At 34.2% G+C, this 22352-nt stretch carries 18 protein-coding genes and 2 tRNA genes; 18 read left to right on the top strand and 2 right to left on the bottom strand.

Going from position 1 to position 22352, the window contains the following annotated elements:
• Positions 1–110 precede the first annotated feature (110 nt).
• Positions 111–254 carry a hypothetical protein gene (locus DWX29_RS12630; protein ID WP_158562665.1) on the top strand — a complete coding sequence of 48 codons (144 nt, stop codon included), beginning with the start codon at positions 111–113 and terminating at the stop codon, positions 252–254.
• A 165-nt stretch (positions 255–419) separates the two neighbouring features.
• On the opposite strand, the gene DWX29_RS03785 is transcribed toward DWX29_RS12630, so the two are convergent.
• Complete coding sequence (locus DWX29_RS03785; protein ID WP_158574494.1) at positions 420–959, bottom strand: TetR-like C-terminal domain-containing protein; 540 nt, start codon at positions 957–959, stop codon at positions 420–422.
• 180 nt (positions 960–1139) lie between these two features.
• Between DWX29_RS03785 and mnmA the strand changes: the two genes are divergently transcribed.
• From mnmA to lepB, 6 genes are all read left to right on the top strand, one after another.
• Entirely contained in the window at positions 1140–2201 is a 1062-nt protein-coding gene (gene mnmA, locus DWX29_RS03790; protein WP_022087986.1) for a tRNA 2-thiouridine(34) synthase MnmA, read from the top strand.
• Positions 2202–2514: 313 nt separating this feature from the next.
• Positions 2515–3777 (top strand): RNA polymerase sigma factor RpoD, encoded by a 1263-nt coding sequence (gene rpoD / locus DWX29_RS03795; RefSeq protein ID WP_243003041.1) that lies wholly within the window; start codon positions 2515–2517, stop codon positions 3775–3777.
• A gap of 322 nt (positions 3778–4099) precedes the next feature.
• Positions 4100–8647, top strand: coding sequence for a glutamate synthase large subunit (gltB, locus tag DWX29_RS03800; protein WP_118565217.1), 4548 nt, complete (start codon positions 4100–4102; stop codon positions 8645–8647).
• A 237-nt stretch (positions 8648–8884) separates the two neighbouring features.
• Positions 8885–10369 (top strand): glutamate synthase subunit beta, encoded by a 1485-nt coding sequence (locus DWX29_RS03805; RefSeq protein WP_118565218.1) that lies wholly within the window; start codon positions 8885–8887, stop codon positions 10367–10369.
• A 222-nt stretch (positions 10370–10591) separates the two neighbouring features.
• A complete protein-coding gene (locus DWX29_RS03810; RefSeq protein WP_022087990.1) occupies positions 10592–11494 on the top strand; it encodes a PIN domain-containing protein in 903 nt (300 codons plus the stop codon).
• A 182-nt stretch (positions 11495–11676) separates the two neighbouring features.
• The gene (gene lepB, locus DWX29_RS03815) at positions 11677–12411 is read left to right on the top strand and encodes a signal peptidase I (protein WP_347497647.1); all 735 of its coding nucleotides are present in this window, start codon (positions 11677–11679) and stop codon (positions 12409–12411) included.
• A gap of 143 nt (positions 12412–12554) precedes the next feature.
• Here lepB and DWX29_RS03820 read toward each other — a convergent pair whose 3' ends face one another.
• Positions 12555–13316, bottom strand: coding sequence for a GNAT family N-acetyltransferase (locus DWX29_RS03820; RefSeq protein WP_118565219.1), 762 nt, complete (start codon positions 13314–13316; stop codon positions 12555–12557).
• 170 nt (positions 13317–13486) lie between these two features.
• Here DWX29_RS03820 and DWX29_RS03825 point away from each other — a divergent pair, with 170 nt between their 5' ends.
• The 11 genes from DWX29_RS03825 to DWX29_RS03870 all read left to right on the top strand — a co-directional run bounded on the left by DWX29_RS03825 (position 13487) and on the right by DWX29_RS03870 (position 22166).
• The gene (locus DWX29_RS03825) at positions 13487–14344 is read left to right on the top strand and encodes a deoxyribonuclease IV (RefSeq protein ID WP_199522682.1); all 858 of its coding nucleotides are present in this window, start codon (positions 13487–13489) and stop codon (positions 14342–14344) included.
• A gap of 123 nt (positions 14345–14467) precedes the next feature.
• Entirely contained in the window at positions 14468–15415 is a 948-nt protein-coding gene (locus DWX29_RS03830) for an AEC family transporter (RefSeq protein WP_117909997.1), read from the top strand.
• 98 nt (positions 15416–15513) lie between these two features.
• On the top strand, positions 15514–17298 hold the full coding sequence (gene pepF, locus DWX29_RS03835; RefSeq protein WP_117909998.1) for an oligoendopeptidase F: 1785 nt from the start codon (positions 15514–15516) through the stop codon (positions 17296–17298).
• Positions 17299–17305: 7 nt separating this feature from the next.
• Positions 17306–17965 carry an HAD family phosphatase gene (locus tag DWX29_RS03840; protein ID WP_243003043.1) on the top strand — a complete coding sequence of 220 codons (660 nt, stop codon included), beginning with the start codon at positions 17306–17308 and terminating at the stop codon, positions 17963–17965.
• 164 nt (positions 17966–18129) lie between these two features.
• Positions 18130–18357, top strand: a complete 228-nt coding sequence (locus DWX29_RS03845) for a hypothetical protein (protein ID WP_022087998.1) — start codon at positions 18130–18132, stop codon at positions 18355–18357.
• 87 nt (positions 18358–18444) lie between these two features.
• Positions 18445–18516, top strand: a tRNA-Gly gene (locus tag DWX29_RS03850).
• Positions 18517–18938: 422 nt separating this feature from the next.
• The gene (locus DWX29_RS13020) at positions 18939–19061 is read left to right on the top strand and encodes a hypothetical protein (protein WP_279218235.1); all 123 of its coding nucleotides are present in this window, start codon (positions 18939–18941) and stop codon (positions 19059–19061) included.
• 132 nt (positions 19062–19193) lie between these two features.
• Positions 19194–19475 carry a hypothetical protein gene (locus DWX29_RS12905; protein WP_243003044.1) on the top strand — a complete coding sequence of 94 codons (282 nt, stop codon included), beginning with the start codon at positions 19194–19196 and terminating at the stop codon, positions 19473–19475.
• A gap of 144 nt (positions 19476–19619) precedes the next feature.
• Positions 19620–19691 (top strand) — tRNA-Gly (locus DWX29_RS03860).
• Positions 19692–20022: 331 nt separating this feature from the next.
• Complete coding sequence (locus DWX29_RS03865; RefSeq protein WP_118565220.1) at positions 20023–21741, top strand: hypothetical protein; 1719 nt, start codon at positions 20023–20025, stop codon at positions 21739–21741.
• 170 nt (positions 21742–21911) lie between these two features.
• Positions 21912–22166 carry a tyrosine-type recombinase/integrase gene (locus DWX29_RS03870; protein WP_158574495.1) on the top strand — a complete coding sequence of 85 codons (255 nt, stop codon included), beginning with the start codon at positions 21912–21914 and terminating at the stop codon, positions 22164–22166.
• Positions 22167–22352: the final 186 nt, after the last annotated feature.

The raw sequence follows: 22352 nt of genomic DNA on the forward strand, positions 1-22352 counted from the left end.
ATTTTATAAAATTAATTATAAAAAGCATTTGGATTTCATGTGTAATAAACCACACGAAAGTCTGAATGCTTTTTGTTTGTAGAAAGTATGGATAAGAAGACGCAAATGGTGTGTCTACAATAGAAAAAGCAGAGGCAGAGGTAGATTCTGTAGAACCAAGATATAAGGAATGTGATATGAAAACTGGAAAGATTACGGACTGGAAAATAAATTATGATTTGAAGGAAAAATTAATTAGGCCTCAGTGTATTTAGGAAAATTATATTTATGGTTTTATAAGTGAATTTTCTGATACCAACAGAGAAGATGATGAAGAACTGATTGCGATAAAAAGATAAAAAAGATGAACACAAATAAGTTACGTTTAGTGATAACGAATTTGTGTTCATTTTTTATGTTTATCAAAAATTTTTCATATATTACTTAGAAGTATCTTCTATAAGTCTTGTGATAATATCATGGACTGTGTTGTATACAAATACAGCCATTTCTTCAGGTGGTGTAACGCAATCAGAAAAAATCCATGTTTTAAGCATTCCAATACAACCGCTTCTTAAAAACGAATAAACATATTCAGGGGCAATTGATTTGTTAAAACAATATATAAGATTAATCTGTTTTCTTACCTTACTTTCGATTACGTCTTCCATACGTTGTATAAAAAATGCATCGCCGTGATATCCCATTAAAGCTTTTAATGAATCTCTGTTTGCTTCAAAAACAGAAATCAGGTCAGTTACAAAACTGTAACTTTGAGCTCTCGATAATGAAGGATAGGAATCAAGTACCTTCTGAATCTGGGAAATAATGTCGTTTTCCATTTCTTGTAATAGGTCAAATATATCCGTATAATGCAGATAAAAAGTTGAACGGTTTATATTTGCAAGAACAACAAGATTTTTAATTGTAATATCATTAATATTCTGTTTTATCATCATTTGCGCAAGCGTTTTCTTCAAAGCTTCCCTTGTGCGCTGACTACGTTTATCTATTTTAATATTCATGTATAATATTAGTCATTACATATGGTATAATGGCCTTTCCTTTACTTGAAGTTATTTACAAAAATATTATAATAGAGGATAAGAAAAAAGACAACATGATGTCTATAAAAATAAGAAATATTTAAGAGGTCAAAAATGAAAAATAAAACAGTTGTAGTAGGGTTATCAGGGGGAGTTGACTCATCGGTTACGGCATATTTATTAAAGAAACAGGGTTACAATGTAATTGGCGTTACAATGCAGGTGTGGCAGAAAGATATTCCTGAAAGTGGAGAAACAGGAATAGCAGAAGTGGAAGACGCAAGGAAAGTGGCGGCGTATTTGGGTATTCCTCATTATGTGCTTAATTTTAATGAAGAATTTCATAAAAATGTTATAGAATATTTTGTTAAAACTTATAATGACGGAAAGACACCTAATCCTTGTGTGGTATGCAACAGATATGTAAAATGGCAGGCTTTAAGGGAAAAGGCAGGAAATTTAGGAGCGGATTATATTGCAACAGGTCATTATGCAAAGATAGAAAAATTAGAAAATGGAAGGTACGCAATTAAAAATTCAAAAACGGCAAAAAAAGACCAGACATATGCATTACATTTACTGACTCAGGAACAGTTAGAACATACAATTATGCCTCTTGGCAGCTATGAAAAAGATGAAGTGCGAAAGATTGCTGAAAGAGTAGGAATTCCTGTTGCACATAAAAAAGACAGTCAGGATATGTGCTTTATTCCCGATGGAAAATATGCAAATTTTATATACAAAGAAACAGGAAAAAGGGCAATACCGGGAGATATTGTGACAATGGATGGAGAAGTTGTTGGAAAACATAAAGGAATTATTTTTTATACAGTCGGACAGCGAAAAGGTTTGAAATTGCAAAATAAAAATATGTATGTTTGTGAAATCAATGCCAATAAGAATCAGATTGTGGTATGCGACAATGAATCCCTGTTTAAAAAGATAGTAGTTGCGCACAATGTTAATATGATGGCAAAGGAAAGCATTAGTGGAAAACAAAGAGCATTTGCGAAAATAAGATATAACCATGAAGGGGCAGACTGTACTGTGTGGATGGAAGATGAAAAATTGTATTGTGAATTTGACAAACCTCAAAGAGCAGTGACCCCGGGACAATCTTTAGTTGTATATCAGGATGGATATGTGCTTTGCGGAGGAGAAATTATTTCAGAATAAAATATGTTGGAATCAAAAGCACCAACTTTGATGTTTACGGATTGTTTCGTGCTACGCAGTCCAATAATCCTACCAAATATTCATAATAAGTAGACAGTAATTATGCAATATCTACTCATTGATACAAATTTGCGTATTTTTTTACAAAATATTTAAAAATAATGTTGACGGATTTTAAACATATGCGTATAATTGTAAGTTGAATAACCAACACTTAATGTGGATAGGTCTATCTCGACGAAGAGAGTTTTTATATATTTATGAGTTCATGATTAGTCGGAGTTATTCAAATTCAAAGAAAGGGATTGCTGTAGTGAAGAAGAAAGACTTTACAGAAAAACTGACAGAATTAGTAGAACTTGGCAAGAAGAATGGTGGAGTGGTTACAACTGCTGATGTTGATAACATGTTTCAGGGGATGCCACTTACAGGCGAACGTAAAGATGCTATTGCCGAGTATATAATTGAAAATGGATTGACAATTAAAACAGGTGATTCAGACGGAAAGTCAGAAACAAAGAAATTAACAAAGAAGACAAGTGTGAAAACTGATGTGGAAGCGGTAGATGATACTGATAATGAAGAGGTGGATAATGCAGAAGAAACTGCATCTGATGCAGAACCAACAGAAGCAGATTTGACACTTGCAGCAGAAGGCCCTATTGATTTAGAACCTACAGATGACGATTTTGAAGATGAAGAAGAAATTGTTGAATTAGATAATGTTGGTTTACTTGAAGGTGTCGGAACAGAAGACCCTGTTAGAATGTACTTAAAAGAAATAGGTACAGTTCCATTGTTAACTGCAGAAGAAGAACTTGAACTTGCCAAACGTAAATCAGAAGGCGATCCTGTTGCTAAAGACAAATTAATAGAAGCTAATTTACGTCTTGTTGTTAGTATTGCTAAGAGATACACAGGAAGAGGTATGAGTTTCCTTGATTTAGTACAGGAGGGCAATTTAGGACTCATAAAAGGTGTTGAAAAATTTGATTACGAAAAAGGATATAAGCTGAGTACATATGCTACATGGTGGATTAGACAGTCTGTAACAAGAGCACTTGCAGACCACGCAAGAACAATCCGTGTACCTGTTCATATGGTTGAGACAATTAACAGAATGTCAAAGATGCAGCGTAAATTAACTTTAGAGTTAGGTTACGAGCCATCAACTCAGGAATTAGCCAATGCATTAGATATAACAGAAGAAAAAGTTTTAGAGATAATGCAGATAGCAAGAGAGCCTGCATCATTAGAAACACCTATCGGTGAAGAAGATGATTCTAACTTAGGAGATTTTGTTGCAGACAACAATACAGTTACTCCGGAAGCTAACATTGAATCAGTTATGCTTAGAGAACACATTGATGTATTACTTGAAGATTTGAAAGAACGTGAAAAGGAAGTTATTATCTTAAGATTTGGCTTAAGAGACGGACATCCAAGAACTCTTGAAGAAGTTGGAAAGGAATTCAATGTTACAAGAGAGCGTATCAGACAGATTGAAGCTAAGGCATTAAGAAAGTTAAGAAATCCTGTTAGAAGTAAGAAGATTAAGGATTTCCTTAATAGTTAATAAATAAAAATTCTTCCGTGCATAAAGAAAAGCATTTTTGCATGGAAGAATTTTTTTATAAAAGGCTTTCTAAAGTAAACCAAATGGTTAAATTAGTTAAGACAAACTAAGTTAAGGCACATACTTAAAATAGAGAAAGTAAAAAAAATAAAAAAATATGTATTTTTTACTTAATTTTACTTGATTTTGTCATAAAAATAGTTTATAAAATTAAGTAAATAAAAAAGTAAGCATAAAGGTACAAAGGCGTACTTCAGTGTTGCTATGCAACTGAGGCAGTCCTTTGTACCTTTTTTATATTCTAACTATCAGGAGGGATACGATGAATCAAAACGAATTATTTGAGAAAGCAAAAAAAGATGGCTTATACGATGAAAGATTTGAACATGATAACTGTGGTATTGGTGCAGTTGTAAACATTAAAGGTATCAAATCTCATGAAACAGTAGAAAATGCTTTAAAGATAGTAGAAAATCTTGAGCATAGAGCAGGTAAGGACGCAGAAGGAAAGACTGGTGACGGAGTTGGTATTTTGTTACAGATTTCACATAAGTTCTTTAAGAAAGCTACAAAGAATTTAGGATTTGACATTGGAAATGAAAGAGAATACGGAGTTGGAATGTTCTTTATGTCTCAGGACGAACTTGTCCGTAAGCGTGAAATGAAAATGCTTGAAATAATAGTTGAGAAAGAAGGACTTGAATTCTTAGGATGGAGAGAAGTACCAACACATCCTGAAATTTTAGGAACTAAGGCAGTTGAATGCATGCCATACATTATGCAGTGCTTCATAAAGAAACCTGAAGATGTAGAAAAAGGATTACCTTTTGATAGAAAATTATACATTGTAAGAAGAGTATTTTCACACAGCAGTGTTGGAACATATACAGTTTCAATGTCAAGTAGAACAATAGTATACAAAGGTATGTTCTTAGTTGGAGAACTTAGAATGTTTTTTGATGATTTACAGAGTAAAGATTTTGAATCAGCTATAGCAATGGTTCATTCAAGATTCTCAACTAACACAAATCCAAGTTGGAAGAGAGCTCATCCAAATAGATTTATTGTTCATAATGGAGAAATAAATACAATTCGTGGAAATGCAGATAACATGCTTGCAAGAGAAGAATCAATGGATAGTGAATATATGAAAAATTCTATTCAGAAAGTTATGCCTGTAGTAGATACAAATGGTTCTGACTCAGCAATGCTTGATAATACATTAGAATTCTTAGTAATGAATGGAGTAGATTTGCCTCTTGCAGTAATGATGTGTATTCCTGAACCATGGGAAAATAACAACACAATTTCACAGAGCAAAAAAGACTTCTATCAGTATTATGCAACAATGATGGAACCATGGGATGGACCGGCATCTATCCTTTTCTCAGATGGAGATTACATGGGAGCAATCCTTGATAGAAACGGACTAAGACCATCAAGATATTATATTACAGATGATGACCAGTTGATTCTTTCATCAGAAGTAGGTGTCCTTGAAATTGACCCTGCAAAAATAGTAGTAAAAGATAGACTTCGTCCAGGACGTATGCTTCTTGTAGATACTGTAAATGGAAAATTAATTGATGATGATGAATTAAAAGAAGAATATGCAACAAGAAAACCATATGGTGAATGGTTAAATAACAATCTTGTATATTTGAAAGATATAAAGATTCCAAATAAAAAAGTTGAATCATATACAAAGGAAGAAAGACAGAGATTACAGAAAAACTTTGGATACACTTATGAAGATTTAAAGAAGATAATTCCAATGGCAAATAACGGAGCAGAAGGAATTAGTGCAATGGGTAAAGATACACCAATAGCAGTACTTAGTGAAGCAAAGAATCCATTATACAATTACTTTAAGCAGTTATTTGCTCAGGTAACAAATCCACCTATTGATGCAATCAGAGAAGAAATAGTTACATCAACTTCTGTTTATATAGGTAAAGACGGAAATATCTTAGAAGAAAAACCTGAAAACTGTAAGGTATTAAAAATTCATAATCCAATTCTTACAAGTACAGATTTACTTAAGATTGAAAATATGAATGTAGATGGATTTAAGGCTGCAAAGGTTCCAATCGTATATTACAAAGGAATTGCATTAGAGAAAGCTATTGAACAGGTATTCGTAGATGTAGATAAAGCGCATAAGGATGGAGCAAATATCATAATACTTTCAGACAGAGGTGTAGATGAATATCATGTACAGATACCGGCACTTTTAGCTGTATCAGCAGTACATCAGCATCTTGTAAAAACAAAGAAAAGAACAACACTTTCACTTATTCTTGAAAGTGGTGAACCAAGAGACGTACATCATTTTGCAACATTACTTGGTTATGGTGCAAGTGCAATCAATCCTTATTTGGCACATGATACAATCAAACAGATGGTTGATGAAAATATGATTGATAAAGACCCATACGCAGCAATTGATGATTATAACGATGCGATACTTCATGGAATAGTTAAGATAGCATCTAAGATGGGTATTTCAACAATTCAGTCATATCAGGGATCACAGATTTTTGAAGCAATCGGAATTAGTAGTGAAGTAATTGATAAATATTTTACAGGAACTGTAAGCAGAGTAGAGGGTATCACAATGCGTGATATTGAAGAAAATGTTGAAGAACTTCATTCAAAAGCATTTGATCCATTAGGACTTGATGTCGACCTTACTCTTGAAAGTTCAGGCTCTCATAAATTAAGAAGTGGAAAAGAAGAGCATAAATATAATCCACAGACAATTCATACTCTTCAAATGGCAACATGGACAGGAAACTATGATTTATTTAAACAGTATACGCATATGATTGACGAGGAAATGAGTCCGGTACATTTAAGAGGATTAATTGACTTTAAATATCCTGAAAATGGTGGAATCCCAATTGATGAAGTAGAAAGTGTTGATTCAATTGTAAAGAGATTTAAGACAGGAGCAATGTCATATGGTTCAATTTCTCAGGAAGCACATGAAACAATGGCAATTGCAATGAATATGATTGGCGGAAAATCAAATTCAGGTGAAGGTGGAGAAGCTCCTGAACGTTTAGTTGTTGGAAAAGACGGACTTAACAAATGTTCAAAGATTAAGCAGGTTGCTTCAGGACGTTTTGGTGTTACATCAAGATATCTTGTAAGTGCAGAAGAAATTCAGATTAAAATGGCACAGGGTGCTAAACCTGGTGAAGGTGGACACTTGCCTGGAAAGAAAGTTTATCCTTGGATTGCAAAAACAAGATATTCAACACCGGGTGTAAGCTTAATTTCACCACCACCTCATCATGATATTTATTCAATTGAGGATTTGGCACAGTTGATTTATGATTTGAAAAATGCAAACAGAGATTCAAGAATTTCAGTTAAATTAGTTTCAGAAGTAGGTGTTGGTACTGTAGCAGCAGGTGTTGCAAAAGCAGGAGCGCAGGTAATTCTTATTTCAGGATTTGATGGTGGTACAGGTGCAGCTCCGGGAAATTCAATTTACAATGCAGGTCTTCCTTGGGAACTTGGATTAGCAGAAGCACATCAGACATTGATTGCAAATGGTCTAAGAAATAAAGTTATTGTTGAAACAGATGGTAAGTTAATGAGTGGACGTGATGTAGCAATTGCTGCAATGCTTGGTGCAGAAGAATACGGATTTGCGACAGCCCCATTAGTAACAATGGGGTGCGTAATGATGAGGGTATGCAACCTTGATACATGTCCTGTTGGTGTGGCAACACAGAATCCTGAACTTAGAAAGAGATTCAAAGGAAAACCTGAATATGTGGTAAACTTTATGAAGTTTATAGCTCAGGAATTAAGAGAATACATGGCAAAACTTGGCGTTAGAACAGTAGATGAATTAGTTGGTAGAGCTGATTTATTAAAGGTAAAAGAAAATGTTACAGCAGGTCATGCACCTGAAGTAAATCTTGATAAGATAATCAATGCTGATTTTGCAAATGAAAGAGTTCAGTACAACAAGAAAAATGTATATGACTTTAAGTTAGACCAGACAAAAGACGTAACTGTATTATTGAAAAAATTAGGCAAGGCTTTAGATGCTAAAAAGGCAGCAAGTGTTGAAGTTGATGTAAATAACTTAGACAGATCATTTGGTACAATATTCGGTTCAGAAATTACAAAGAAATATAACGATACATTAGATGACGATATGTACGTTGTAAAATGTAACGGTGCCGGTGGACAGAGCTTTGGTGCATTTATTCCTAAAGGATTAACCATAGAACTTACAGGTGATAGCAATGATTATCTTGGTAAAGGGTTATCAGGTGGAAAGATTGTTGTTAAACCACCTAAGGAATCTAAGTTTAAACAGGATGAAAATATCATTATCGGTAATGTTGCTTTATATGGTGCTACAAGTGGAAGTGCATATATAAACGGTGTAGCAGGAGAACGTTTCTGTGTAAGAAATTCAGGTGCTACAGCAGTTGTAGAAGGTGTTGGAGAACACGGATGTGAATACATGACAGGCGGACGTGTAGTAATTATCGGTAAAGTAGGTAAGAACTTCGCAGCAGGTATGAGCGGCGGTGTTGCTTATGTACTTGATGAAAACAACGATTTATATATGAAAACAAATAAAGAGTTAGTATCTACAGAAGAGTTGTCAAATAAATATGATGTTCAGGAATTAAAGAAAACGCTTGAAGAACATGTTAAATATACAAACTCAGTACGAGGAAAAGAAATACTTGAAAACTTTGAAGAATATCTTCCAAAATTCAAGAAAATCATTCCTTACGATTATAAGAAGATATTAAATGCCATTGCAAAAATGGAAGAAAAAGGATTAAATCCGGAACAGGCACAAATCGAAGCATTTTATGCGGCAACAAGATAGGACAAGCAATAAATAATTACTACGTCGGCAGGACGTTTACGTACTGCCGAAGGAAGTAATTATTTATTATTTGCGTAGCAAAGCGAGTGAGATGAAGCAGCAAAGGCTGCGGAATCGAACTGCTTGTCCTATCGGTTAGAGGTAGGATAGCAAAGCGAGTGAGATGAAGCAGCGAAGGCTGCGTAATCGAACTGCATGTCCTAATGGAAGAAATTTAAATGAAGAGGAGAAAGAAAAATGGGAAAACCAACAGGATTTTTAGAATATGAGCGTGAAGATGCACCGGCTTATTCACCAAAAGAAAGAATAAAAAACTTTAATGAATTTCACGAACCATTATCATTTGAAAAACAAAGATGCCAGGCTGCAAGATGTATGGATTGCGGAGTTCCATTTTGTCAGTCAGGTAAAATGTTAGCAGGCATGGCATCAGGTTGTCCTCTAAATAACCTTATACCTGAGTGGAATGACCTTTTATATCATGGAAATATGGAACAGGCTTATAATCGTTTACACAAGACAAACAATTTTCCTGAATTTACATCAAGAGTATGTCCTGCTTTATGTGAAAAGGCATGTACCTGTGGATTGAATGGAAATCCGGTTTCATGTAGAGCAAATGAAAATACAATTATTGAAAATGCATATGCTAAGGGCTTTGCGGCAGCAAAAGCTCCATCAATGAGAACAGGAAAAAAGGTTGCGGTTATCGGTTCAGGCCCTTCGGGACTTGCAGCAGCCGACCAGCTTAATAAACGTGGACATAATGTTACAGTATTTGAACGTGCAGACAGAGTTGGTGGATTGCTTATGTACGGAATTCCAAATATGAAACTTGAAAAGCATATTATTGATAGAAAAATCAATATTATGAAAGAAGAAGGCGTTGAATTTGTAACAGGTAAAGATATTGGAAAAGATATAAAGGCAGATATGATATTAAAAGAATATGACAGGGTAATTCTTGCGTGCGGAGCTACAAATCCAAGAGATATTAAGGTTACAGGAAGAGATGCAAATGGAATTTATTTTGCAGTAGATTTCTTAAAATCAACAACAAAGAGTTTGCTTGATAACGGACTTAAAGAAGGAACCTTTATTTCTGCAAAAGGTAAAGATGTAATTGTCATCGGTGGTGGTGATACAGGAAATGACTGCGTAGGTACATGTATCCGTCACGGAGCAAAAAGTGTATTACAGTTAGAAATGATGCCAAAAGCACCGGATGAAAGAGCAGCAAATAACCCATGGCCTGAATGGCCAAAAGTCTGCAAGACAGACTATGGTCAGGAAGAAGCAATTGCTGTATTTGGACATGACCCAAGAGTTTACCAGACAACAGTTAAAGAATTCAAGAAAGACAAAAATGGAAATCTTGAAAAAGTTGTTTTAGTTAAATTAGAGTCAAAGAAAGATGAAAAGACGGGAAGATTTAACATGGTAGAAATACCGGGAAGTGAATATGAAGTAAAGGCTCAGCTCGTGTTAATAGCAGCAGGATTTCTCGGTAGTCAGGATTACGTAACAAAGGCATTTGGTGTTGCTGTAAATGAAAGAACAAATGTTAAGACAGCACCTGAAAGTTATCAGACAAATGTTGAAAAAGTATTTACTGCAGGAGATATGCATAGAGGCCAGTCATTAGTTGTATGGGCAATTCATGAAGGCCGTGAAGCAGCAAAGGCTGTTGATGAAAGTCTTATGGGATATACGAATTTATAAAAAAAAGCGGCTTTTTAGTCGCTTTTGTTTTTTTAGGGTGTCGCAAATTGGATAATGTTGTTTCATAAATCAATTTGTGATAATATGTACATTATAAATAGTAACAAATATAATGGGGTGGATGAAAAACAACGATAAATAAAAGATAAAATTTTTTAATATAGTTCACTCAGAATTGTATTAAACAATTTTTTTAGCAATAATGAGAGGGATATAATGTAAATGGAGACGTTTTATTTAATAGATTTTGAGAATGTTCATAATAATGGAATTGCAAATATTGATAATTTGTCAAATGAAGAACATGTACATATTTTTTCAACACAAAATGCATTAAACATTCGACCGGAAGTATTTTGGCTTAAAAGCGACATAAATGCTCATTTAGTACCGGTTAGAAATCAGTCATTGGATATGCATTTAGTTTCTTACCTTGGGTATATAATCGGAATTTATGGGAAGGAATGTAAATATGTTGTAGTAAGTAAGGACAAAGATTACGATAATATTATCGAATTTTGGAAAAAAGAAGGTTGTTCCCACATATGTCGTGAAATAGAGATTCCAAAAAAAGATTTAAATAGAGCTGAATTGGAGAATGAGTTAATAAAAAGAGGGACTAATACACAGAGATTGAACCATAAGATTAGTGAAGGGATGAACTGTAATTTTTCGGGGGAAGATAGGAGTGAATTAAATAATTTTGTACAACATGGTTTGGTAGAATTAGGATATATAGCAAATGATGCAAATAAAGTATGTAAATACGTAATTACACATTGCAATGATGAACAAATGCTAAATAAAATACATAATGATATAAAAAGAGAATTTGATGATTATTCTAAAGTATATCAGGATATAAAAATAGTTCTTGAAAAATTTGTTGAAATAAAAAATAAGTCGGAAACAAAAAGAGAAGCACAGGTACGTTCTTTTTTTGGACAAAATTTTAAGAAAAAAATATATGTTGACAATAAGGAAGAAATAATAGAAATAATGATAAATGCGAAAACAAGACAGGAGGTAAATAACAAATTGCTAAAATTGTATTCGGATAGTAATGTTGTTAAGCAAATCTATCATACAATGAAACCACTCATAAAGGAGCTACCTGGAAGATGATTGGCTTAAAATGAAAAAAATTTTTCACAAATGTTAATAAGAAATATTCAAGTTCACAAAAACTTAATGCAAGTTTACAAAGAGTTAAAGGAGGAAGTCTTGCACATCATTGTTTTTGTGGATATAATGAATAAGAATTTAGGGGAAGAGAAAATAACTTTTTTCTTCGGAAAGGAAATGACATGAGTGAAAATATAAATGAAAATATGACTGAGAAAGAGGCTAAGAAGGCAGAAGAACTGAAGAAGAAAGAGTTAGAGAGGGAAAAGTATCAGGAGCAATTGAATGATCCTAATTTAACTAAGAAAGAAAAGAAAAAGATAAAAAGAAAATTAGAAGAATTAGAACCTTTTGATTTGAAAAAAGAAATTTTCAGTTGGATTAGAATATTTATTGCAGCAGTTGTAATTGCATTTTTAGTAAATAATTTTGTAATAATTAATGCAAATGTACCAAGTGGTTCAATGGAAACAACAATTATGACTAAAGATAGAATGCTTGGTAACAGACTGGCATATAAAACAGGCGACATAAAGCGTGGAGATATTGTAATTTTTAAATTCCCGGATGATGAAAGTCAGTTATTTGTAAAGAGAGTAATCGGTTTGCCTGGTGATAAGGTTGTAATTAAAGAAGGAAAAATTTACATAAATGATTCAGAAGAACCATTAGAAGAAGATTATTTGCCTGAGGAATGGACAGTTGGAAATGATGTAAGCAATCTTCCTGATGGAAAGAACGAATACAATGTGCCGGAGGGAAGTTATTTCTTAATGGGTGATAACAGAAATATTTCAAATGATGCAAGATACTGGAATAACACTTATGTAAAGAAAGATAAAATAATTGCAAAAGCAATGTGCGTTTATTTCCCATTTAATCATATGCATGCTTTAGAATCAGCGGAATATAATTAGAAAAATACAGAAAAATAATAAAAAGAGTTTCGTATGTATCAGTTTAAAACAGATGTAAAATCTGAAAATTGAAAGTGATACAAATACGAAGCTCTTTTTATTCCTCAAAAAATGGGGAAAACTAAGCTTGCTTTCTTATTTTATTATAAATTAAGACAATAGTAATCAAGACTTGAATCGACAACAAATCCCATCGACTGATAAAGGCGGAATGCAGGTATATTACTTTTAGTAACGTGAAGAATTATTTTGTCAATATTTATTTCGTCTAAATAACCTAACAGACAGTTAATTAAGTGTGCACCAAGTCCAAGTCCACGATATTTTTTTATAATTTCAACTTCACTTAAAATACAATAGGAATCATTTATTAAAGTTATTGAGCATGAACCGACAAAAAAGTCGTCTTTAAAAAATGCACATTGTTGCGCACCTTTACCTGATTCTGTTATATCTATGTCAAATTCAGAAGGATAAATGATTAAATTTTTCAAATTTAAAGACATTTTACATTCTGTATCTGAGTATCTGAAATTATTTTTTCTCAAAACTTCAGCTGCATTTTTGCAATGAGCAGGAAGCGGAAATGAAAGATTGATATTTTTATATTCTTCTTTAACAGCAGTTAATAATTGAGAAAAAATTCCGTTGTTACGATAGGCAGGCAGAACAAAACCACATACATCAAAGTTTTGCATGTCGATTCCGGAAAGACAAATAAATCCTAATATATTATTGCTGTCATCACTAAAATAAAAAAATCCCGGGTGACCAAATAAATAAGAGTCATCCTCCTCGTAAAAAAAGGAATATTTTTTCGAATCATTCTGACAACAAATGGATACAATATTTTTTAGTACATCCATATGGTCAGAACGGACAGTTTTTTCAATTGTTAAACCCATAAAAATCCTCCCAACAACTGTTTCCAATAAAACTATTGTATCACATTTTGGAGAATTTTAGAGATAAAATATTGGAAGTAATGGAGATTAAATATATTACAGATGTGGTCAAGTATGAATGTTTGTAGTAAAATATCAAATGGACTGATTAAAAATGAGAGGAAAGTAAAATGATACGTATTGGATCCCATGTTGGAATGAATGGTAAAGAAATGATGCTTGGTTCTGCAAAGGAAGCAGCTTCATATGGTGCAAATGTGTTTATGGCTTACACAGGTGCTCCGCAAAATACAAGAAGAAAAGAAATAAGTGAATTAAATATTGATAAAGCATGGGAATATATGGATGAACATGGAATAGATGAAGTGGTAATTCACGCACCGTATATTATTAATCTGGCAAATACAGTTAAACCTGAAACTTATGAATTAGCTGTAGAGTTTCTCGCAAAAGAGATTGAAAGAGCACAGGCGATGAGGGCAAAAAGCATGGTGCTTCATCCGGGTTCTCACGTTGGAGCAGGAGTAGACGCAGGAATTAACAAAATTATCGAAGGTTTAAATGAAGTACTTACGAGTGATACTAAGATAAATATTGCACTTGAAACAATGGCAGGAAAGGGCAGTGAAATCGGAAGAAATTTCGAAGAACTTGCAAGAATTTATGATGGTGTAAAATACAATGATAAATTAAGAGTGTGCTTTGATACATGCCATGTAAATGACAGTGGATATGATTTGGTAAATGATTTAAGTGCGACTTTAGAAAAATTTGATAAGACAATCGGAACAGACCAGATTGCGGTATTTCATATAAATGATAGCAAAAATGAACTTGGAGCAGGTAAAGACAGACATGAAAATATCGGCAAAGGTTATATTGGCTTTGAAACATTGCACAAAATAGTTCATTTGCCTGAATTTGAGAGCGTTCCTAAAATTTTGGAAACTCCATATATTAAAGATGAAAATGACAGTAAGAACTCATATCCTCCATACAAGGAAGAAATAGCGATGCTTCGCAAGTGATTTCATATTTTTATCATAAATAAGATTGATAATATGATGATAGGTAAATCAAAGGCAACTATACATCTTACGATAACAGCCATTCATCATAAATGCTTAAATGATTACTAAGGAGACAAAATAATGAGTAATTTGATATACAGCCTCAACGCTACAGTTCCTGTATTTTTGGTAATTGTAGTAGGATATGTTTTGAAAAAAATTGGCTGGATAACACCTGAATTTATAAAGGTCGCAAATAAAATAAATTTTAAAGTTACATTGCCATGCCTTTTGATACAGGATTTAATGAATACAGATTTTAGACAGGAATTTGATGGCAAATATATTTTGTATTGCATGATAGTGACATCACTATGTTTTTTCGCAACATGGACGCTTGCAAAAGCATTCCTAAAAGATAAAAGTCTTGTTCCGGAATTCGTGCAGGGTTCATTTAGGGGAAGTGCGGCAGTGCTTGGAACGGCATTTGTATTAAATATGTATGGTGACACAGGAATGGTTCCGCTTATGATTATTGGGGCAGTTCCGCTTTATAACATATATTCTGTAATAGTGCTTACAATAGAAAGCCCAAGAAGAGAAGAAATTGAAGGCTCACCTGTCAAAAATACAATAAAAGGTATTGCTACAAATCCAATTATTATAGGTATTGTAGTAGGATTGCTACTTTCAATTTTCAGAGTAGATTTCCCACTTATGATAGATAATACTATTGGGAATATAGCAAAAATGGCAACACCTTTAGCTTTGCTTGCGATTGGCGGCTCATTTGAATTTTCAAATGCATTAAAGAAAATGGGACCGGCAGTTACAGGTTCAGCCATAAAACTTGTAATTATGGCTGCTGTATTTTTACCTGTTGCAGTGTGGCTTGGTTACAGAGATGCTAAGTTAATGGCATTAGTAATAATGTTAGGTTCACCAACAACGCCAAGTTGTTACATAATGGCAAAAAATATGAAGTGTGATGGAACTCTTACAAGCAGTATGGTAGTAATAACTACTATGATGTCAGCATTTACAATAACATTAATTGTTTTTGTATTGCGTACATTAGGATATTTGTAGAAGAAAACACAATGAACAAAGTTTATTTTTATAAAGGTTTCTGATGATTAGCTGCCGACTTAAAGAAGAGGCAATACATATTTTAGGAGGAACAGAATATGAAGAGAATAGAGCAAAAAGTAGAAGATACATGGTGTCTTGAAGATATGTTTGAAAGTGATGATTTCTGGGAGGAGGAATTTGGAAGACTCCAGAGAATGATTTTTCAGTATGAAGATTTTGAAGGCACACTAGGAGAAAGTGCAGACAGTCTTCTTGAATATCTTAAATTCAATGATGAAACAAATTTGCTAATGGAGCGTTTATATGTTTATGCAAATATGAGATATCATCAGGATATGGCAAACAGCATGTATCAGGAATTTGCTGCCAGAGCACAGAAATTAATGGTGGAGATAAGTGGCGCAAGTGCATTTGCTGAACCTGAAATATTAGAAATAACAACAGAAAAAATAAATATATTTTTTAATGAAAATCCTGAACTTGAAACTTATAAGAGATACATTAGTGAAATTTTAAGAGGTAAAAATCATACTCTTGATAAAAAGACAGAGACAATCCTTGCAAAAAGCAGACAGATGGCAAATGCAGCGGAAAATATTTTTTCAATGTACAATGGAGCTGATATTAAATTCCCTTCAATTACAACGGAGGAAGGGGAAGAGATAGAAATTACCCACGGAAATTTTGTGCCATTGTTGGAAAGTGTGGACAGGGAAGTGAGAAAAGCAGCATTTGAAGGTGTATATGAAACTTATGGTAAGATGAGAAATACATTAGCTGCTACATTTGCAGCAAATTTGGATCAGGCAAATTTTTATGCACAGGTTAGAAACTTTTCATCAGCAAGAGAAATGTATCTGTATGGAAGCAATATTCCTGAAAGTGTGTATGATAATTTAATAGAAACAGTTCACAAAAATATGGATAAGATGCATAAGTATGTATCTCTTAGAAAAAAGATTTTGGATGTTTCAGAACTTCATATGTATGATTTGTATACTCCGATTGCTAAGGCACCGGATACAAAATATTCATTTGAGGCAGCAAAGGATATCGTGTTAGAAGGCTTAGCTCCTATGGGAGAAGAATATATTAAAGTATTAGAAGAAGGATTTGACAACAGATGGATTGACGTGTATGAAAATGAAGGCAAAAGAAGTGGAGCTTATTCATGGGGCGCTTACGGAACACATCCATATGTTCTTATGAATTATCATGGAACATTAGATCATGTATTTACTTTGGCACATGAAATGGGACATGCTATACATTCTTATTATTCAGACGCAAATCAGCCGTATGTAAATGCCGGATATAAGATTTTCGTGGCAGAAGTTGCATCAACATGTAACGAATCGCTTCTTATACAGCATTTGCTTAAAATTACTGAAGATGAAGAAGAAAAAACTTATTTGATAAATCATTTTCTTGAACAGTTTAAGGGAACATTATATAGACAGACAATGTTTGCTGAATTTGAAAAAATTGCCCATAGCATGGTACAAAATGGTGAGGGTGTAACAGCAGACAGACTTTGTGGAATATATTACAATCTTAATAAAGAATATTTTGGAGATGACATTGTAATAGATAAGGAAATTGAACTTGAATGGGCAAGGATTCCACATTTTTACAATCCATTTTATGTATATCAGTATGCGACAGGGTTATCAGCAGCAATTGCGTTATCAAAGCGTATATTAGAGGAAGGAAAGCCGGCAGTTGAGGATTACATGAAATTCCTTACAGGCGGAAGTTCACAGGATCCGATTGAGTTGTTAAAGATAGCGGGCGTTGACATGACAAGCTCAGAACCGATAGAGACAGCACTTGAATTATTTGGAAATTTATTAGAGGAACTTCAGAAAATAACAAATTAGGAGATTTATGAACAAAGAAAAATTCAGATTAGACATGCAGGGCGCTATATTTGACCTGGATGGAACTTTATTTGACTCAATGTGGGTATGGAATCAGGTAGATTTAGATTTCTTAGGTAAAAGGGGATTTGAAGTGCCTGACGATTATACAAAAGCAATAGCACATATGGATGCACATCGCACGGCAAGATACACAATAGACCGATTTGGGTTAAGTGAAGATATAGACGACATTGTAAATGAATGGTTTGAAATGGCAAAAGATAAATATGCTTATGATGTAATTTGCAAACAGGGAGCGTATGAGTACGTTGAAAAATTGCACAATCAGGGCGTAAAGATAGCCATTGCCACTTCATCAGATAAAGTTTTATTTGAAAAGACATTAGAACGTACAGGCTTAAATAAATTCATAGATGCAGTTGTAATGGTAAAGGAAGTGAACAAAGGCAAATCCCATCCTGATGTGTATTTGGAGGCGGCCAGAAGGCTTGGCACAAATCCATGCGATACGGTTGTGTATGAAGATATACTTGCAGGAATTCTTGGAGCAAAAAAAGGCGGCTTTAAGACAGCAGCAGTATATGAGGAACGCTCAAAGGAAGATGAAAAAGAAATATTAAAAGAATGTGATTATTACATAGATAGTTTTATAAATTTTTTGTAAAATAGAATATGAAACTAATTTAAATAGTTAAAATAATGATTAAGAACAATAGCAATAGTAAAAATAGGAAACAAAATGAACGAAGTTCATTTTCTATAAATGTTTTCGACGAATAGCCGTCGACCGAAAGGCGGGGGAAATACATATTATATAGGAGGTAGAATATGAATCCGGCAGCATTGTTTAAAATAAAAGGAGCTTGGCAGAAGTTTTCAAATAATCACCCAAGATTAGTACCGTTTTTGAATGCAGCAAATGCAAAAGGAATAACACCTGACACTATAATTGAAGTTAAAATTACTTACCCTGACGGACAGGATTTAACTACAAATGTAAAGATAAAACAGGAAGATTTGGATTTGTTTGCACAGATAAGTGAAATGACGAGATAAGAATAAAAAAGTCGAAAAAGTTGAGAAAATTAAAAAATTGTTGACAACAGCTGAGTCTTATAGTATAGTAATTCTTGCATTTAATGCGCGCGAGTGGCTCAGTGGTGGAGCACCTCCTTGCCAAGGAGGGGGTCGCGGGTTCGATCCCCGTCTCGCGCTTTTATTTTTTTAGAGGTATCCAATGGATACCTCTTTTGTTATTTTGTTCCTGCAACGTGTATCGAACCCGCGCGGGTTCGATGTCTCGCCTGCCGGCTCGGACGTTGCTTTTGCTTCGCAGAGGTGTCCACCGGACACCAGCAACCCGTCTCGCTTTTTGGGTAACGATAAATAACTATACTGACAGTTAGTGGTTGAAATCTTGAAACGTTTGAAAATTCAATATATAATTATAATATTAAACGGATAAGTGTGACGAAGATTAAAAATGATTTTACTGACAAGCAATATCGTTATGAAATATATTTGTCAGACCTAAGAAAAGTTGTATAGGAGAAATGCAAAATAGTAATAAACACCCGATAAAGAAGGTACAAATAGGTAAGATTGAATTATAAAAGCTATGAAGAGAGGTAGTGGATATGGAAAAAGACCCGTTTAAGGAATATTTGAGGGAGTCTGAACCGGATAAAGCTTATAAAGGTTATGCTTGGAGTACGGCAATCGGACTTCAGGTGGTGGACGGACTCAAAACATCTAAATAAATGCACTCGTTCGTGCAAACTATACGAACCTGCAAAAAGGTATTCACGAAACAACAGAATATTTGGAAGCGTTTCCCAGAAACTTGCTTTTGAACGAGAAAAAAGAACTTCATAATCGAAATCTTCATATAAGTGGACATTGAAAATAAAAAAGTGGACATTCAAGACGAAAAGGTGAATATTGAAAATATACTTTCCGAAAAAAGCAGCGATTTCTCGATAAAAACGACAGTTCATATCCATAGACTTTTTGATGGGTTTGGTTTTGATGAAGTTTTTGGAAGAAGTGCAGTTATGGAACTTCTTGAGATGAAAAGTTCAGGTGCTTCAAAACTTATTTCCAATTTGGTGCAGGCGGATATTATTGAACCGGTATCTGGTTATGGAAAAGGAAAATATAAATTTAAGAAGTAAATTAGAGAATTCTAAGGAGTGATGATTACTGATGACATCTTAAAAGATATTAGTGAGGCACTATCGAAAAAAATAAAAAAGGACTTTACAAAATATAAAGAGTATAGTATATTATTTTTTGCGTGTGATGTGCACGTAAGATTTGCGCGAGTGGCTCAGTGGTGGAGCACCTCCTTGCCAAGGAGGGGGTCGCGGGTTCGATCCCCGTCTCGCGCTTTTATTTTTTAAGAGGTATCCAATGGATACCTCTTTTGTTATTTTGTTCCGCGACGTGTATCGAACCCGTGCGGGTTCGATGTCTCGCCTACCGGCTCGGTCGTTGCTTCTGCTTCGCAGAGTCATCCACCAGACACCCGCAACCCGTCTCGCGCTTTTTTTTTACATTTTTAGGAGTTTTTTGTGTTTGTACATATATATGGAAAATCTTAGAATTAAAACACTTTCCTAAAAAAATAATCCCATATATAAAATTAGGATACTAACAAATAACTCTTTAAAAGTGTATAATTGCAATGAATATTTAATCAAATGAAAGAGAGGTTAAGAAATGAAAGGGTTAAAGAAATTTGGTGCAATTATTTGTGCCATTGCAATGATAGTATCTTCGATTACATACTATCCAACAAGCAATGTAAGTGCAGCAACAGCATTACCTAAGAAAGTAATAGGACTTGTTGCTAATAGCAAAAGTGGTTCGGATACAATTGAAAATGCAATTATGTTTGCATGGGCAGGAGCCGATGACCCAGCAAATGTAGCTGGATATGATCCAACAGTTACATCAACAGTTATTTATATTTACAAGGATGGAAAGCAAGTTACAAAGATTGGCAATGCTACAAAAGGCGGTGTAGTAGGTGGACTTTCAGCAGGTTCATATACAGCAAAGGCCGCAAATGTAAACAGCATGGGAGAAGGAGAATTATCAGAAACAGTTAGTTTTACAGTAACAGGAGCAACTCTTAATTACACATATCCTGTTAATTGCATAGGTCCAAAAACACCGGCGGGATTAAGTTATATTACAGGAAATCCGGAAGTTCCTGCTGACAATCCGGCGCAGGCAGACAATAAATTAGGTGTTGCATGGGCAGCATCATCAAACGCAAGTATTCCATCAGCAGATTCATCAGTTGTAGGATACAATTTATATTTATTTGATGCAAAGACAGGTACACCTTACAGACGTGTATATGTAGACGGAATTACCAAGTCAAATGTTATATTGGAAAGTGTATCGGCAGGTGAATATCTGGCATATTTATCAGCAGTGGATGCAGAAGGCAGAGAGTCAGCTTTGGCGGCAACATCATTTGGTCAGTCATCAAAGGTTACTGTTAAAGGTCAGTTTATAGATAATGCACAGTCATTTGACAAACCAAATCAGCCAAATTTACCACTTGGACTTTCAATTTTAACAGAAGGTATAGACTATGGATTTACTATTGCATGGTCTGGTGAGGCAGATTTAACAGGTCAGAGATTGAATCTTTTTGTAGATGGTGTTTGTATTAAGGTAGGAATCAATGGGGATGTGGCAAGTTACTATGAAAACAGACTTGCGACAGGTACATATGAAGTAGAAGTAAGATCACAGTATACAAGTAACAATGTAGAATCATTTGGATTAAAGAAAACTGTGTCAATTAAGGCAGACCCTGGACTCTCAGGAAAAACACCTGCAGAACTTGCAGATCCTGCATATTCAGAATACGAGGAACCAACTACAAATCCAACAACTACTGCAGAAAATGAAACAACACCAGTAGTTGAGACAACTCCATCAGTTGAGACAACTCCATCAGTTGAGACAACACCATCAGTTGAGACAACACCTGAAATAGAAACTACAACTGAGAAAACAGAGACAACATCAGCAGTAGAAACTACAAAGCCACAGGAGTCAAATACAAATGCACAAACAACGACTAAAAAACAACCAAGTCAGACTACAGAAAAATCATCTGTAAATGTTGGAAAGGCAGTTGTTAAAAAAGCAATTAAAAAGAAAAATGCTAAGAAAATAAGTCTTACATTGAAGAGAGTTAAAGGCGCAACCAAGTACAAAGTACAGATTGCAAAAGATAAGAAGTTTAAAAAGACAATAGTGACAAAAACAACTAAGAAATTGACATATAGTGTATCAAATAGCAAGTTTATAAAGGCTAAAAAATTGTATGCAAGAGCAAAAGCCATTGTTGTCAAAGGAGAGAAAACTTATCAGGGCAAATGGTCAAAGCCAAAGCAGGTTGAGATAAAAAAATAAAATTATAAACAGTTAAAAATAGAAGGGAAAGCCAAAATCCGGTTTTCTCTTCTTTTTTTAATGCTTGGAAATAGACAAACAGCCATATGACAAAACGTTACCTCAAGGATTGGGCTTATTCAAAAATTATAGACTATCAATTAACCTCTAAAGCCTTTGGCAGTATGGCATTGATATTACGAGAAATTTTTGATTTGGCTTCTGATGAAGAATTTAACATTATTGACAGAAATATTAAATATCGGTCTGTTCATAAGATAAGAAAAACTGTATGTTCTACTCTGATTGATTCAGGTATCAATATTAACACAGTTCGTGAAATCATGGTACACTCCGACGAAGAAACAACTTTAAGAAATTATACATTTGACACTAATGAAGCGTCAGACACCGATAAAGCAGTCATTAAAGCCTTATCTATTTAGCTAACAGTAACTACAAGGTAACTTAAAAGTAATTAAAAGTAACCTTATTTATCGGGATAAATTGCCAGAACCCCTTTATTTATGGGGGCTCTGAACAATTCACTTTAGGGTTCGATGTCTCGCCTACCGGCTCGGTCGTTGCTTCTGCTACGCAGAGGTGTCCACCGGACACCCGCAACCCGTCTC

This window comes from Eubacterium sp. AF19-12LB (genome assembly GCF_003479125.1).
Taxonomy (GTDB): Bacteria; Bacillota; Clostridia; order Lachnospirales; family Lachnospiraceae; genus Eubacterium_U; species Eubacterium_U album.

Excerpts from the sequence above, each read along its gene's own strand:
- DWX29_RS03865 (WP_118565220.1), top strand. The coding sequence starts at position 20,023 with ATGAAAGGGTTAAAGAAATTTGGTGCAATTATTTGTGCCATTGCAATG.
- DWX29_RS03840 (WP_243003043.1), top strand. The coding sequence starts at position 17,306 with ATGAACAAAGAAAAATTCAGATTAGACATGCAGGGCGCTATATTTGAC.
- DWX29_RS03825 (WP_199522682.1), top strand. The coding sequence starts at position 13,487 with ATGATACGTATTGGATCCCATGTTGGAATGAATGGTAAAGAAATGATG.
- gltB (WP_118565217.1), top strand. The coding sequence starts at position 4,100 with ATGAATCAAAACGAATTATTTGAGAAAGCAAAAAAAGATGGCTTATAC.
- mnmA (WP_022087986.1), top strand. The coding sequence starts at position 1,140 with ATGAAAAATAAAACAGTTGTAGTAGGGTTATCAGGGGGAGTTGACTCA.
- lepB (WP_347497647.1), top strand. The coding sequence starts at position 11,677 with ATGAGTGAAAATATAAATGAAAATATGACTGAGAAAGAGGCTAAGAAG.
- DWX29_RS03810 (WP_022087990.1), top strand. The coding sequence starts at position 10,592 with ATGGAGACGTTTTATTTAATAGATTTTGAGAATGTTCATAATAATGGA.
- DWX29_RS03805 (WP_118565218.1), top strand. The coding sequence starts at position 8,885 with ATGGGAAAACCAACAGGATTTTTAGAATATGAGCGTGAAGATGCACCG.
- DWX29_RS03820 (WP_118565219.1), bottom strand. The coding sequence starts at position 13,316 with ATGGGTTTAACAATTGAAAAAACTGTCCGTTCTGACCATATGGATGTA.
- DWX29_RS13020 (WP_279218235.1), top strand. The coding sequence starts at position 18,939 with ATGGAAAAAGACCCGTTTAAGGAATATTTGAGGGAGTCTGAACCGGAT.
- DWX29_RS03830 (WP_117909997.1), top strand. The coding sequence starts at position 14,468 with ATGAGTAATTTGATATACAGCCTCAACGCTACAGTTCCTGTATTTTTG.
- DWX29_RS03845 (WP_022087998.1), top strand. The coding sequence starts at position 18,130 with ATGAATCCGGCAGCATTGTTTAAAATAAAAGGAGCTTGGCAGAAGTTT.
- pepF (WP_117909998.1), top strand. The coding sequence starts at position 15,514 with ATGAAGAGAATAGAGCAAAAAGTAGAAGATACATGGTGTCTTGAAGAT.